We start from the raw sequence: 14,380 nt of genomic DNA on the forward strand, positions 1-14,380 counted from the left end.
AATAAGCGTGGCTTAACCTCTTTTACGTCGCCATGCCGGCGCGGGCTGCGGCTTAGGAGCACTCTCCTGAAGCGACATCACCATGACGGCAAATTCTTTCATCACCCGACGATAGACGTCGCGTTTAAACGAGACTACCTGACGTACCGGATACCAGTAACTGACCCAGCGCCAGCCATCAAACTCTGGCGTGCTGCTGGTGTCCATATTGATATCCGCATCGTTGCCGATTAACTGCAACAGAAACCACTTCTGTTTTTGGCCGATACAAACCGGCTTTGTGTCCCAACGCACCAAACGTTTCGGTAACTTGTAACGCAACCAGTTGCGGGTTGATGCCAGGATCCGCACATCTTTGCGGCTTAGCCCAACCTCTTCAAACAGCTCCCGGTACATCGCCTGCTCGGCTGTCTCTCCTGGGTTAATTCCCCCCTGAGGGAATTGCCAGGAGTGTTGACCAAACCGCCGTGCCCACATGACCTGACCCTGGCGGTTACAGATTACAATACCCACATTCGGGCGGTAGCCATCGTCATCAATCACCGGACTACCTCAAACTCATCTTCAATGTGAATGATTGTTTCACACTCGCCGGAAACGGTAAACCACTCTCTTACAGGAGAATAATCGGATAACGACTGAATAACTCACAAAAATTCTTGAAGTTATAAACAACCGGAAGGTGCAAACGGCCATTTTATTCACTTTTTCTGTGGATAGAGTTGTGAAGAAGTATGGAATTAACGTGGGAAAACCCAGACTACTCCGAATACCGCGATTTTAGCCTGTGGCATTAACTCGCTTATATTCAACAGATTAACCAGCTAACCTGGCATGAGAAAAGCAAAAGTGTGATGTATATCACGCGGACGATCGGCACGCTGATGAAAGATCGAACAGCGTGGGTTTTATCCACAGATTGTGCCAATAAGTTAGTCACTTTTTGTGTAAAAATTCGATTTTCGTCATACGTCAAGGCTGTAAATGGAAACAGTAGTGCGGGTTTTTAACAGTTATCCCATTTTTCTGTGGATAACATGGTGTAAGATCCTGTTCATTGCCAGTGACCAGATTTGGAAAACCTTTTTCTGGAAGCCGTCACCAGAAAAGAGGCGTAAAAAAAACGTCCAGAAATCATAGAGCTGTTGTCGCAAAAAAGAAAAAGCTAAACTCTGTGCACAGTGGGTAACATCACTGTTCATTTTTTAACCAAGGGTGTGATTATGTTTTCTCTCTCGCCGCTGATCGCTCCACCGCAAACGCAAGCGCAGTTATTAACGCAGGCGCAGCGGCTTGCCGGATACTCGCTGGGCGAACTGGCGGCACTGGCGGGGTTGCCTGTTCCGCAGGATCTCAAACGGGATAAAGGCTGGATTGGCGTACTGCTGGAAGTCTGGCTGGGTGCGAGCGCCGGGAGCAAACCGGAACAGGATTTTGCCGCGCTGGGCGTGGAGCTGAAAACCATCCCGATAGACCGTCGCGGGCGTCCACTGGAGACCACCTTTGTTTGTGTCGCCCCTCTGACCGGCAATAGCGGCGTAAGCTGGGAAACCAGCCACGTTCGCCACAAGCTGCAGCGGGTTCTGTGGATCCCGGTTGAAGGTGAGCGCACCATTCCGCTGGCCGAGCGTCGCGTCGGTTCGCCGCTGTTGTGGACGCCAAATGAAGAGGAAGACAGCCAGCTACGAATGGACTGGGAAGAACTGATGGATTTGATCGTGCTCGGCCAGGTAGAGCGCATTACCGCCCGTCACGGCGAGGTGCTACAGCTGCGCCCGAAAGCCGCTAATAGCCGGGCGCTGACGGAAGCCATTGGCGCACGCGGAGAACCGATACTCACTCTGCCACGCGGCTTTTATCTGAAGAAAAATTTTACTGCCGCTCTGCTGGCACGTCATTTTTTACTGACCCGCCAGTGAGGCATAACGATCTGATTTTCTTGATCGGCGTCCATATCCTTATGATTTAAGATTTTACTGCTTTTTTTCTGCCGACCTTTTGCGTTATTACTAGACTGATAACAGTCCTGAACAGATGAGGGGAAAAAAGGTGAAAAAATGGGGAGTATTGATTTCAGCTGTAGGATTAGCCTGCGTGGTATCAGGCTGTAGCAGCGACTATGTCATGGCAACCAAAGATGGTCGAATGATCCTTACCGACGGCAAGCCGGAAGTTGATAATGATACCGGGCTGGTGAGCTACCACGATCAGCAGGGTAATTCGGTACAAATTAACCGCGATGAAATTTCACAAATTATTGAACGTTAATTGCTGAAGGTCAGCCATCCGCTGACCTTTATGATTTTTTACTTTCCCTTTCTCTTTGCCTCTGCCATTTTTATATTCCTTCGTCGGGAAGCACCTGACGTGACTTAAAAAAGGAATTCGGCTATGCACTATCACCGTATCCCCCACAGTTCGCTTGAGATTAGCACCCTGGGGCTGGGCACCATGACGTTTGGTGAACAAAACAGCGAAGCCGACGCCCATGCACAGCTTGATTATGCCGTGAGTCAGGGTATTAACCTGATTGACGTCGCTGAGATGTATCCTGTCCCGCCGCGTCCGGAAACGCAGGGACTGACGGAAACCTACGTCGGCAACTGGCTGGCGAAGCATGGCAGCCGTGAAAAACTGGTTATCGCCTCAAAGGTGAGCGGTCCGAGTCGCAATAGCGACAGCGGTATTCGCCCGAATCAGGCCCTGGATCGTAAAAATATCCGTGAAGCGCTTGATCAGAGCCTGAAGCGCCTGCAAACCGATTATCTCGATTTGTATCAGGTTCACTGGCCGCAGCGCGCCACTAACTGTTTTGGCAAACTCGGCTATAGCTGGACGGATTCCGCGCCGGTGGTTTCCCTGCTGGAGACGCTGGAAGCGCTGACCGAATATCAGCGTGCCGGGAAAATTCGCTACATTGGGGTGTCGAATGAAACCGCGTTTGGCGTAATGCGCTATCTGCATCTGGCCGACAAGCACGATTTGCCACGCATTGTGACCATCCAGAATCCGTATAGCCTGCTGAACCGCAGTTATGAAGTGGGTCTGGCCGAGGTAAGCCAGTTTGAAGGCGTCGAACTGCTGGCCTATTCCTGCCTGGCATTCGGCACGCTGAGCGGCAAGTACCTTAACGGCGCGAAACCTGCGGGCGCGCGGAATACCTTGTTTAGCCGCTTTACCCGCTACAGTGGCGAACAGGCGCAGAAAGCGGTTGCCGCTTATGTGGATATTGCCAGACGCCACGGTCTCGACCCGTCGCAAATGGCACTGGCGTTTGTTCGCCGCCAGCCGTTCGTCGCCAGCACGCTGCTGGGAGCGACGACGATGGAACAGCTCAGGGCCAATGTGGAAAGCCTGCATCTTGAGTTAAGCGAAGACGTACTGGCGGAGATTGAGGCAGTGCATCAGGTGTATACCTATCCGGCACCGTAAGCGTGATATGCCCGGCGGCGCTGCGCTTGCCGGGCCTACAACTGCCTGATAACGCGGCATTACAACCCACTCGCCAGGTCTGAAGAGGTAATATTCCCGGGCCGGATAAGCGCAGCGCCATCCGGCATTGCGCCCACCCTAAGCGTACGCGCCAGTTCACCCTTTGCGGCGTCGCCCCCAAATCCACAGCGCGCTAATCGCCAGCGCAAAGATGGCACCGAACCCAACGCCCACGCCGACAATCGGCACACCCACTTTGACCGCCAGCGAATACAGCCCCAGCATCAACAGCATGGCGCTGTTTTCACCGAGGTTCTGCACCGCGATAGCATTCCCCGCGCCGACGGTTTTCTTGCCGCGCTCCTGCAACAGCGCATTCAGCGGCACCACAAAGAAGCCGCCCATGACACCGATTAACAGCAGCAGCCCATAAGCGGGCAACTGGCTATGCTGAAGAGCAAAAAAGACCACGCCCACGCCAATCAAAATGCCGGCAGGCATACAGCGCGCCACGGTTTCCAGCGTGATCAGCTTCGCCGCCGCGCCAGCGCCAACGACAATACCGACCGCTACCATCGCGTTCAGATAGGTTGGCGTGGCGTTATCCACGATGCCCAGCGCGACCGGCACCCACAGCACCAGCAGGAAACGCAGCGTTACGCCAGCGCCCCAGAACAGGCTGGTACCAACCAGTGAAAAACGCGTTTCCGGGTTAGTCCACAGTACCTGGCAGGCGTTAAAGAAGCTACGGGTCATGGGGGTAAAGCGCCACGACTGACCGGGGCGCGCTGCGGGGAGTTTCGGGATCATCACATTGGCGACAATCGCCCCGGCATAGGCCACGGCGCAGACGCCAAGTGCCGCCATCACGTGCCAGTCCGCCAGCACACCGCCCGCAACCGATCCCAGCAGAATGGAGGCAATGGTGGAGGACTCCATCAGACCATTCGCTTTCACCAGCTTGTCGCCGGTGGTCAGTTCGCCGAGGATGCCATATTTGGCCGGTGAGTAAGCGGCCGCTCCCACGCCAACCAGCGTGTATCCGATAAACGGGTTGATGCCAAAGCAGATGCTGCCCGCGCCAATCAGTTTCAGGACATTGGCAAACATCATCACCCGTCCTTTGGCAAAACTGTCGGCAATCTGCCCCACAAAAGGGGCAAAAAGTATGTAAGCGCCTACAAACACCATTTGCAGAACGGGCTGGCTCCAGTCCGGATAAAACAGCTCCTTCATTAACGCCAGGGTGGCAAAAAGCAGCGCATTATCTGCGAATGCCGAGAGAAACTGGGCGCTGATCACCGCCTTCATCCCTTTCGACCACAGTGAAGTGTTAGTGTGTACGGACTCACTCATCGGCGTGCTCCACCTCATCAACCATGCTTTTTAAGGTGACGAAATCCGGCTTACCGCTGCCCAGCAGCGGCATCTGCTTAATAAAGCGGATATCGCGTGGAACGGCCAGTTCGGGAACGCCATTCGCTCTGGCATGCTGTTGCAGTTTATCGCGTGCCAGCTCACTGTCGGTGGTAAAGAGCACCAGCGCCTCACCTTTATTGGCATCCTGCTTGATGGCCGTAGCGTGCATTTTGTCAGGCGATACCGCCAGCGCCAGTTGTTCAACCATCTCCAGCGACACCATTTCGCCCGCTATTTTGGCAAAGCGTTTAGCCCGGCCCTGAATACGCACAAAACCCTGCTCGTCGAAAGCGACAATATCACCGGTGTCATACCAGCCAGTTTCAACGTCACCATTGTGGTTTTCCGCCGTCGGCGCTTCCAGCACGCCAGGGTTTTCCACCCGCAGGTAGCCGCTCATAATGTTCGGCCCTTTAAGTTGCAGCTTTCCACCCTCGTCAATACCCGGCACCGCCAGCAGACGCGCGTCCATACCCGGCAGAATACGCCCGACGGTGCCGGGTTTCGCCGCCATCGGCACGTTAATTGAAACCACCGGCGCACATTCGGTAACGCCGTAGCCTTCCAGCACGCGCAGGCCAAATTTATCCTGCCAGAGCTGACGCGTGCTCTCCTGCAATTTTTCCGCGCCCGCCACCACATAGCGCAGGCGGAAGAAATCATACGGATGGGCGAAGCGGGCATAGTTGCCGAGAAAAGTTGAGGTACCAAACAGCACGGTGCAGTTGCGGTCGTAAACCAGCTCCGGCACGATGCGATAATGCAACGGACTCGGATACAGGAATACTTCTGCGCCCGTCAGCAGCGGCGTGAACAGCCCTACGGTCAGGCCGAAGGAGTGAAACAGCGGCAGCGCCGACATAAAACGGTCGTTGGCGGTAAAGTCAGCAATCGTTTTGATCTGCTCAACGTTGGCCAGAATACTTTTATGGCTGTGAACGACGCCTTTCGGATTGCCTTCTGAACCTGAAGTGAAGAGGATCACCGCCGCATCTTCCGGCTGCTGCGCTACCTGCGCCAGCCGCGGCATCAGCAAATGCGAAAAAATCCACAGCTTGTCGGCCGTCGTGACCTCGCTTTTTAAATCTTCAAGAAAAACCCAGCGGACCTGCTTAAGCTGCTCCGGCAGGTGCCACAGTTTGCCCTTATCGAGAAACTGACGCGAGGTGAAGACCGTTTTGATTTCTGCGGCAACGATCGCGCTGGTCAGCCCTTTGACGCCAGCCGTATAGTTCATCATCGCCGGTACGCGGCCACGCGATATCGCGCCGAAGATTACCGCCGCACTGATACCCGCGTTAGGCAGCATCAAGCCGATTCTCTCGCCCTGCACGCTGTATTTTTCCAGGATACGCCCCACAAACAGCGTTTTGGTCAGCAGCTTACGGTAGCTGTCCGGCTGGAAGTTAATATCCTCCACGCAGTGCTTACCCGCGCCAAAGCGGTACTGCGCGGAAAGCAACGCTTCAAACAGCGTTTCGCGTGGACGCACTGCCATGCGCGCTTCCATCATAATTTGATGCAGCATTTCGCCCGCCATTTTGCGGCGGTCGCGGGCGCGCGGCGCGTCTGGCATCGGGATGTGAGTCGGCGGCAGGATGTGGATAGCGATACGCGGGAACAGGCGCTGTTTGACCAGCCCTTTCAGACGGCTAAAGAAGGTGAGCTCGGCTCCTTCAATACGCACCGGTACAATTGTTGCGCCCGCTTTCGCGGCGACAAACGCGGCGCCGTCGTAAATCTTCATCAACGATCCGGAAACGGAAATACGCCCCTCAGGAAAAATGACGACCGGCTTTCCTTGCTCAATCAGTCGTACCAGATGCTTGATGGACATCGGTTTGGTCGGGTCGAGCGGCACGATATCAATCAGTGGCTTTAGCCAGCGCATATACCACTGCTGACTAATAGAGGAATAGACCGCGAAAGTAGGACGAATGGGAAGAAACAGCGCCAGTAAAATACCGTCAATAAAGGAGACGTGATTAGGGGTAATCAGTATTTTTTGCTGATGTAGCGCACGCGCGTCCCCGGTGACTTTTACCCGGAACAAGATTTGAAACAGCTGGCGAAAAAAGCCCAAAAGCATATCAACTCCCTTTGCATGATAATGAAGGTGTGCAAGCTAAAGGAATAGCATAACAGGCGCGCCAGCAAAATGGAGGCGAAAAAAAACCTGCGCATCTGCGCAGGTCGGTGTAAGAGTTAAGTACGAAGGTCGTACCGAAAAATCTCACCAATCAATACCTCTGGGATAATCAGAGTAGCAACCCTCAACGTGAGCCGACCAGCGGTCAATCGCAACATCCTTGCGCAAAGTGTAACCAAAGGTATTAATTAGCTTTTTCTCGTTTCATCATCAAAATGAATGACAGTAACGCTAACATTACTGACGGCGATCACAGGCCGCTGCGGTCGGGCATGTTAAGTTAATCCTCTTGAAGAAGCGCCGTTTTTCCGTAAAACTTATTGTGATGTAAACGTTTACCCACTAAGGCAAAGTATGGCGACCATAAAAGATGTAGCCCGACTCGCAGGCGTTTCTGTCGCCACCGTTTCACGCGTTATTAATAATTCGCCTAAAGCCAGCGATACCTCTCGTCAGGCGGTGCTGGCAGCAATGGAATCTCTGTCTTATCATCCGAATGCCAATGCACGCGCGCTGGCACAGCAGGCAACGGAAACCATTGGTCTGGTCGTCGGAGACGTATCCGATCCTTTTTTTGGTGCCATGGTGAAGGCCGTCGAACAGGTGGCCTACCATACCGGTAATTTTTTACTGATCGGCAATGGCTATCACGACGAGCATAAAGAACGTCAGGCTATTGAACAGTTAATGCGCCATCGCTGCGCGGCGCTGGTGGTTCATGCCAAAATGATCCCCGATGCCGAGCTGGTGGGACTGATGAAGCAGATCCCCGGCATGGTGTTGATCAACCGTATTCTGCCGGATTATAAAGATCGCTGCGTCGCACTGGACGATCGTTATGGTGCCTGGCTTGCCACCCGCCATCTGATCCAGCAGGGCCATACCCGTATCGGCTACCTGTGCTCGAATCACGCGATTTCCGATGCAGAAGATCGCCTTCAGGGCTACTACGACGCGCTGAAAGAGAGCGGTCTGCCCGCCAACGATCGGCTGGTCACGTTCGGCGAGCCGGACGAGAGCGGCGGCGAACAGGCGATGACGGAATTGCTGGGCCGTGGCAAAAATTTCACCGCGATTGCCTGCTATAACGATTCGATGGCCGCCGGTGCAATGGGCGTGCTCAATGACAACGGCATCGACGTCCCGCGCGAAATATCGCTGATTGGTTTTGATGACGTGCTGATCTCTCGCTACGTGCGTCCCCGCCTGACTACCGTGCGCTACCCTATTGTAACGATGGCGACCCAGGCCGCAGAGCTGGCGCTGGCGCTGTCTGAAAACCGACCATTGCCGGAAATTACGCATTTATTTAATCCGACGCTGGTACGTCGGCAATCGGTGAGTACGCTGAACGACAATTAATCCCTGCCCGGCAATGACAAGTTCATTGCCGCTATTTATTAATGAAACCATTAATATTACTCCTTAAACAATCTTCTTAAATAACCATTCTGCGTACCAGTAATCGCACAATCTGCCTGTTTTTAATTTCTAAAAGAATGCAAAATTAATACATCCTTATAAATAACACCGATAACCAATAAAGATAATCAATAAATCCAAGGAATATATATGGCGAACATTGCATATATTTCAATAAATGGAAAATCACAGGGTCTGATTTCTGCTGGCTGTTGTTCTCTGGACTCCATTGGCAATAAAGGGCAGCCCTCCCATATCGATCAGATCATGGTATACGCCATTACTCATAATATCTCCAGAGATATGAATGTGAACCATCATGAGATAGTGGTTGTTAAACCCGTCGATAAGTCTTCACCGTTATTAGGAAAAGCCATATCAGAAAATGAGGAGTTGACCTGCGTCATAGAGGTCTACCGCACCAATAGGTCAGGAATGAATGAGCTGTTTTACAAGCTCACGTTAAGCCAGGCACGGATAATGGATATTGATTTTGTTCTGCCTCATACGATGCTGGAGCCCGGCGGAGAGATTCAGGAAAAAGTTGCCTTCAGTTATGAATCCATCGGCTGGGAGCACTGTACTGCAAAAACCAGTGCGTTTAGCTTCTGGAGCGATCGGATTCAGTAATGTTCTCATGGAGTGACGTCAATGGCGGGATTAAGAAACAATAATGACCGTTCCTGGGCCGACTATATGGGCGGTATACTTAACGGAAGCGAGCGAATAAACCAGCCGGTGCCCACTCATCCTTACCTGGAAGATATCCCGGTACTGGAGCAGATGCTGCGCGATAATACGCACTATTTTATGCTACTGACGCTGGAGGAAGCACACCAGATCCTCAGCGATCTGATCGGTAAGGTAGACTTTTTCTTCAGTTATCGACTGGGACCAGGCAACATAAAGGATTTATGGGATGGCTCACGCAATATCAGTAAATTAAGCACCTGGTATAATGAGGCCGACCGCCTGGTACTGAACTACAAATGCCTGAGTATTAACGCAAAAGTCTATAAACTTCACGGCGTCACCTATATTAAAATTACTGGCTATCCTGGTTTACGGCGCATACTGAAAGGCACGCGCTATGGCACCATGCACCCGCAGATGGTGGAGTTAGCTATTGGTACTCGCGGCCGGTTTTATAATCTCATCAAGGGTGCACGATTTTGTATTCTTTTCTCTCTTGCCTGGCGAGGTATCGAGCTGATCTTTAAAGAGGATTATACCCTGGTAGATTTTCTGGTGGATATTCCGATGGATGCGGCAAAAGCGCTGGTGTCAGCAGGGATCGCTTTTGTGGCGGGCGGGATTGCAGTATTACTTGGCGCTACCGTCATCGTTGCAGCAGGAGTAGTCATTATTATAGGCGCCATTCTCAATGTTGGATTAAATGTTCTCGATGATAATTATGGCGTTTCAGCATCATTAAAACTAAAAATTCACGAGGCCCTGGAAGAGGAATTTAAAATCCGCGAATGGCATCGGCAACATCTGCCCCATGAATTGTATCTGTATTACAATGCGAGGAACTAGCCGCAATGACCAGGGAATCGCTGGATATTTATTGGCACAAATTCATATTCTTTTGCGCGAGAATACTTTCCCTGGCAATGTCTATGGGTGTCATTTGGTTTGCACTTGCCATGCCTCATGGTGATATGCTTTCCATCTTCAAACATGGTGATATTATCTGGTTTGATGGAAATTATTTCTGTATTTTATTTGGCAGCAGTCTGTTCTACTGGCTATTTATTTATGCTTTGGTAAAAAATGAAGCGCCGAATAATAAAAAGAAAAAAAAGAAAAACACCAAACTTAAGTTATATGAGCGCGTAGAAAAGCTTACATGGTTCCCTGTGATAATAACCGCTTTGGGGCTACTCATCTACGCATTACAGCTACCCATTATTTTTATCATACTGGTTTTCACATCCTATACGCCCTGTGATAAAGAAAACATATACCTCAAATATTATTTTGTTAAGGACACATCAATTTGCCAGACTATAAAAGAACCAAAATGGCAGTTACCTGATTTTCTTCACGCTCCGTTGCAGAAGCTTTCTGACAAGGTACTTAAGTGATAGCCGAACGGTTTACTGTCCAGCCTCACATCATCTTCCCCTGAAAAATCGGTACCGACTCAAAAAGATAGCCGTCAAAATCCGGCGCATCCTCGTCGGACAATTCCAGCAGGCTGTTTTTGACGTTTTCGAGATGCTGCCACATAGCCTGCCAGGCTCCCATCACATCGCGGCGGCGCAAGGCGGCAAGAATAGTCTGGCGGTCGCCCAGCCATTTCAGACGATAGGCGCGGCTGGCAATATGGGCGTTAAACTGCTGCCACAGCGGGTTACCGTCCATCTGGTGCCAGATGTTTTCCACCGTCATCAGCAGCATTTGGTTTTGTGACGCGCCGGCCAGCACCAGATGAAACATCTTACTGTTGTCCTGGCTGGTATCGTTGGTGGCGATCGCTCGCTGTTCCTGCTCGATGATCCGCCGCAGATTATCGATATCGGCGCGGGTAGCCATGCGGGCGGCGAAGGCGGCGATGTTGCTTTCCAGCAGCTGTCGGGCCTGGAGGATTTCAAACGGCCCGGCGTCGCTGTCAAGCAGGCGTTCTTCCTCATTTTGCTCTTCACAGGGCACGCGCATGACGTAAACGCCGGAGCCCTGGCGGATGTCAACCGTGCCCTGAAGCTCCAGCATCAGCAGCGCCTCACGCACGATAGTTCGGCTGACGCCATAGGTTTCGGCGATATTACGCTCAGGCGGCAGCCGCGAACCGGGAGGGTAGCACCCCTGCACGATTTGTGCGCGTAAATCTTCACCAATTTCCTGGTAAGGTTTCTTTTCCGGCGGGACGAGGGCCTTCTCCACACTATCACCTGTGCATACGTTGACGTTAACGTCCGGGAAGGCCCGGACGCGGACAAGTTTACCAAATTTCACGCCGTTTCGGGGTTTTCACTTCTGCGATGAGGCTACTTATCCTCATCATCAATGGTCAGCGTAAGCTGGCGACCCTCGCGCAGCTGGCGGAACCACGAAGCGGATTTTTTGGCCCGCCGGGCGCGGTGGTTATCAAGATCGATTTCAATCAGTCCGTAGCGGTTTTTAAACGCGTTCATCGGCGAGACGTTGTCGGTAAAGGCCCACAGCATATAGCCCTGACAGTTTGCCCCGTCCCCGCACGCCAGCAGCGTCTGATACAGATGCTCGCTGATAAAACGGATGCGGTAATCATCGTCAATGATTCCCTGCGCATTACGGTACTGCGCTTCATTCTCCACGCCCATCCCGCTTTCGGCCACGAACCACGGTATATTGCGGTACTCATTTTTAATGCGCATCGCCATGTCATAAATAATGCGCGGATAAATCTCCCAGCCGCGCGAGGTGTTCATCCGTCGACCGGGCAGGTCAAAAGGCTCGTAATAATACGCCGGATGGAACGGCGTCTGTGGATGCCAGGCACGGGACGGCGCTTTCACGCGGTGTGGGTAGTAAAGATTAATACCCAGCTCATCCACGGTGTTGTCACGAATAATCGCCAGCTCGTCCGCGGTGTAATCCCACGCGACATTATGCTGCTCCAGTAGCCTGAACAGCTCGCGGGGATATTCGCCGTGAACCAGCGGGTCGAGAAACACCCGGTTATAAAACAGATCGTAAACCTCGGCGGCCCGCACGTCATGCGCTGCCCGCGAGCGCGGATACGTCACTTCCGGATTGAGAATGCAGCCTACCGTGCCGCGATACCCTTTCTCATGAAACAGCTTCACCACTTTTGCCGTCGCCAGCGTTTTATGATGATTCCACTGCATCCAGGTGCCGGTGTTTTGTTCATACGGCCAGCGCAGCGCGTCAAGATAAACCCGCGTCTGCACCACGATCGGCTCGTTGAAGGTGAACCAGCGCGTCACTTTTTGATGATAGCGTTCGAATACGTTTTGCGCGTACAACACGTACAGCTCGACCACTTTTTTCGACGCCCAGCCGCCGTAAGTTTCCAGCAGATAGCCCGGCAGCTCATAGTGTTCCAGACAAATCATCGGCTCGATGCCGTAATGCTGCATCTCATCAAACAACCGGTCGTAATACGCGGCGTACTCTTCGTCTACGATGCCGTTTTCGTAATCGGTGAAAAAGCGCGACCAGTTAATCGAGGTGCGATAGTGAGTCAGACCCGCTTCCTTCATTAGCGCGACATCTTCGCGGAAACGGTTGATAAAATCGGTCGCCACCGCCGGACCGTAGCCGTTATGCCAGACGTGGCGATCGTTCTTGTACCAGAGATCGGGCCAGGAGTCCTGCCCTTCCTTTTTGCCGCTCCAGCCTTCGGTCTGCCAGGCAGAAGCCGCCGCGCCCAGAATAAAATCCTCAGGAATGGTTAACGTTTTCGTACTCATAAGATCCTCATTTAGTAGCGGCAGCCTGCTGTTCGCTCAGCAACTGCGCCTGCTCCGCGCGGCGGGAAGCGATTTTGACAAACGGCAGGTAGATAATCACCGCCGTAATAATGCAGATAAGCTGAGTGACCACTGCGCCCATTGAACCCGCGGTAGAAAGCCAGGCGTTAATCAGTGGCGGCGTGGTCCACGGCACCATCACCACGGCTTTTCCGGCAAACCCGGTGACGGTGGCGAAATAGCCGATAGATCCGGTGACCAGCGGCGTGATAATAAAAGGGATCGCCAGAATCGGGTTGAGCATGATCGGCATGCCGAAAATCACCGGTTCGTTGATATTAAAGAGGCCAGGGCCAATAGAAAGTTTGGCGATCTCACGCATTTCTTTGCGTTTAGTCGCAATCATCACCGCGATCAGCAGGCCGATGGTCAGGCCGGAACCCCCAATGCTCATATACACATCCCAGAACGGCATGGTGATGATATTCGGCACCTCTTTGCCCTGTTCAAAGGCGCTCATATTGACGGTGATCGCCCCCAGCAGCAGCGGCTCGCGGATCGGTTTGATCATCTGGTTGCCGTGAATGCCAATCACCCAGAACAACTGGGCGACAAACATCAGCAGCAGGATCCCCGGCAGGCTTTGCACTACCCGCTCCAGCGGTTGCTGCACGACCTGGTATACCGCATCGTACAGGTACATACCGGTGATCTGATGGAACACAAAGCCGAAGGTGGCAATCACGGTGGTAGTGATGATCGCCGGGATCAGCGCCGAAAACGAGGCGGAGACGTTTGGCGGCACGGTGTCCGGCATTTTGATCTTCAGCCCCGGACGCCCTTCCAGCCAGCAGTAGATTTCAACCGACAGAATGGCGATAAACATGCCGAGGAACAGACTGCGGGTGTCGGAGAACTGGCGCAGCAGCACGTCTTTGACTTCGTGCATCTGTCCGTCAACCATCATCTCCACAGTGGTCGGCGTGACGCAGATAAAGCAGATCACCGCCAGCAGGCCGGGAAAGAGCGTTTTAATACCGTTAATTCGGCCCAGCTCAATACCGATCAAAAACACCGCGCCGATATTGAGGAAGTTCAGCGTGGCATAGTTAATGGCGCTGGTAATAGGTTTGAGCGCGGCAAGGAAAGAGAGCGACTGGAAGCTGGCCAGACCGTTTTTAGGATCCAGCACCATGTTGGAAATTAACACCGAAAATGCGCCAACGATGATCACCGGCATCAGCGTGATGAAGGAGGATTTGATCGCCATGATGTAGCGATAACTGTTGAATTTAGTCGCAAAACTGCCCAGCGAGTCGATCATTTTTTCCTGAAATGCCATCGGGTATTACCTCAGAATTTTAGGGACCTGTTATCGAAATGGGGACAGCTCGCGCCCATTTGGCATACCAAAAATAGTCATGTGCAGGAAAAAGTTCTGTGATTGTGGTCGCAATGTGAATAGAGGCATTCCAGATAAGCCAGTTATTTTTATATTGGCATACCAAATTTTTCTCAGTCGGGCATACGTTTATTT

At 52.5% G+C, this 14,380-nt stretch carries 13 protein-coding genes; 7 read left to right on the forward strand and 6 right to left on the reverse strand.

Going from position 1 to position 14,380, the window contains the following annotated elements; translation table 11 throughout:
• Positions 1–12 precede the first annotated feature (12 nt).
• Complete coding sequence (gene rppH / locus P0H77_RS17440) at positions 13–543, reverse strand: RNA pyrophosphohydrolase (RefSeq protein ID WP_276158548.1); 531 nt, start codon at positions 541–543, stop codon at positions 13–15.
• A gap of 680 nt (positions 544–1,223) precedes the next feature.
• On the opposite strand from rppH, the gene mutH reads away from it, so the two are divergent.
• The 3 genes from mutH to P0H77_RS17455 all read left to right on the forward strand — a co-directional run bounded on the left by mutH (position 1,224) and on the right by P0H77_RS17455 (position 3,432).
• A complete protein-coding gene (gene mutH, locus P0H77_RS17445; RefSeq protein ID WP_276158549.1) occupies positions 1,224–1,919 on the forward strand; it encodes a DNA mismatch repair endonuclease MutH in 696 nt (231 codons plus the stop codon).
• Between the two features lie 130 nt (positions 1,920–2,049).
• Positions 2,050–2,268 (forward strand): YgdI/YgdR family lipoprotein, encoded by a 219-nt coding sequence (locus P0H77_RS17450; protein ID WP_049838639.1) that lies wholly within the window; start codon positions 2,050–2,052, stop codon positions 2,266–2,268.
• A 123-nt stretch (positions 2,269–2,391) separates the two neighbouring features.
• Positions 2,392–3,432: an NADP(H)-dependent aldo-keto reductase gene (locus P0H77_RS17455; protein WP_276158550.1), complete on the forward strand. Its 1,041-nt coding sequence runs from the start codon at positions 2,392–2,394 to the stop codon at positions 3,430–3,432.
• Between the two features lie 156 nt (positions 3,433–3,588).
• On the opposite strand, the gene lplT is transcribed toward P0H77_RS17455, so the two are convergent.
• Complete coding sequence (lplT, locus tag P0H77_RS17460; RefSeq protein ID WP_276158551.1) at positions 3,589–4,788, reverse strand: lysophospholipid transporter LplT; 1,200 nt, start codon at positions 4,786–4,788, stop codon at positions 3,589–3,591.
• Positions 4,781–6,940: a bifunctional acyl-ACP--phospholipid O-acyltransferase/long-chain-fatty-acid--ACP ligase gene (gene aas / locus P0H77_RS17465; RefSeq protein ID WP_276158552.1), complete on the reverse strand. Its 2,160-nt coding sequence runs from the start codon at positions 6,938–6,940 to the stop codon at positions 4,781–4,783. The genes lplT and aas overlap by 8 nt, the downstream gene beginning before the upstream one ends.
• Before the next feature lie 414 nt (positions 6,941–7,354).
• On the opposite strand from aas, the gene galR reads away from it, so the two are divergent.
• The 4 genes from galR (at position 7,355) to P0H77_RS17485 (ending at position 10,512) form a co-directional block, all read left to right on the forward strand.
• Entirely contained in the window at positions 7,355–8,362 is a 1,008-nt protein-coding gene (gene galR, locus P0H77_RS17470; RefSeq protein ID WP_276158553.1) for an HTH-type transcriptional regulator GalR, read from the forward strand.
• Positions 8,363–8,572: 210 nt separating this feature from the next.
• A complete protein-coding gene (locus tag P0H77_RS17475) occupies positions 8,573–9,052 on the forward strand; it encodes an Hcp family type VI secretion system effector (RefSeq protein ID WP_276158554.1) in 480 nt (159 codons plus the stop codon).
• 153 nt (positions 9,053–9,205) lie between these two features.
• Positions 9,206–9,961: a hypothetical protein gene (locus P0H77_RS17480; RefSeq protein ID WP_276158555.1), complete on the forward strand. Its 756-nt coding sequence runs from the start codon at positions 9,206–9,208 to the stop codon at positions 9,959–9,961.
• Positions 9,962–9,966: 5 nt separating this feature from the next.
• Entirely contained in the window at positions 9,967–10,512 is a 546-nt protein-coding gene (locus P0H77_RS17485; RefSeq protein WP_276158556.1) for a hypothetical protein, read from the forward strand.
• Positions 10,513–10,537: 25 nt separating this feature from the next.
• On the opposite strand, the gene P0H77_RS17490 is transcribed toward P0H77_RS17485, so the two are convergent.
• From P0H77_RS17490 to P0H77_RS17500, 3 genes are all read right to left on the reverse strand, one after another.
• On the reverse strand, positions 10,538–11,311 hold the full coding sequence (locus P0H77_RS17490; RefSeq protein WP_276158557.1) for an FCD domain-containing protein: 774 nt from the start codon (positions 11,309–11,311) through the stop codon (positions 10,538–10,540).
• 104 nt (positions 11,312–11,415) lie between these two features.
• A complete protein-coding gene (locus P0H77_RS17495; protein WP_276158558.1) occupies positions 11,416–12,843 on the reverse strand; it encodes a glycoside hydrolase family 1 protein in 1,428 nt (475 codons plus the stop codon).
• Positions 12,844–12,850: 7 nt separating this feature from the next.
• Positions 12,851–14,185 (reverse strand): PTS transporter subunit EIIC, encoded by a 1,335-nt coding sequence (locus P0H77_RS17500; RefSeq protein WP_276158559.1) that lies wholly within the window; start codon positions 14,183–14,185, stop codon positions 12,851–12,853.
• Positions 14,186–14,380: the final 195 nt, after the last annotated feature.

It is taken from the genome of Superficieibacter sp. HKU1 (assembly GCF_029319185.1).
Lineage (GTDB): Bacteria > Pseudomonadota > Gammaproteobacteria > Enterobacterales > Enterobacteriaceae > Superficieibacter.

Excerpts from the sequence above, each read along its gene's own strand:
- P0H77_RS17495 (WP_276158558.1), bottom strand. The coding sequence starts at position 12,843 with ATGAGTACGAAAACGTTAACCATTCCTGAGGATTTTATTCTGGGCGCG.
- P0H77_RS17475 (WP_276158554.1), top strand. The coding sequence starts at position 8,573 with ATGGCGAACATTGCATATATTTCAATAAATGGAAAATCACAGGGTCTG.
- aas (WP_276158552.1), bottom strand. The coding sequence starts at position 6,940 with ATGCTTTTGGGCTTTTTTCGCCAGCTGTTTCAAATCTTGTTCCGGGTA.
- lplT (WP_276158551.1), bottom strand. The coding sequence starts at position 4,788 with ATGAGTGAGTCCGTACACACTAACACTTCACTGTGGTCGAAAGGGATG.
- P0H77_RS17485 (WP_276158556.1), top strand. The coding sequence starts at position 9,967 with ATGACCAGGGAATCGCTGGATATTTATTGGCACAAATTCATATTCTTT.
- P0H77_RS17480 (WP_276158555.1), top strand. The coding sequence starts at position 9,206 with ATGCTGCGCGATAATACGCACTATTTTATGCTACTGACGCTGGAGGAA.
- galR (WP_276158553.1), top strand. The coding sequence starts at position 7,355 with ATGGCGACCATAAAAGATGTAGCCCGACTCGCAGGCGTTTCTGTCGCC.
- mutH (WP_276158549.1), top strand. The coding sequence starts at position 1,224 with ATGTTTTCTCTCTCGCCGCTGATCGCTCCACCGCAAACGCAAGCGCAG.
- P0H77_RS17500 (WP_276158559.1), bottom strand. The coding sequence starts at position 14,185 with ATGGCATTTCAGGAAAAAATGATCGACTCGCTGGGCAGTTTTGCGACT.
- P0H77_RS17455 (WP_276158550.1), top strand. The coding sequence starts at position 2,392 with ATGCACTATCACCGTATCCCCCACAGTTCGCTTGAGATTAGCACCCTG.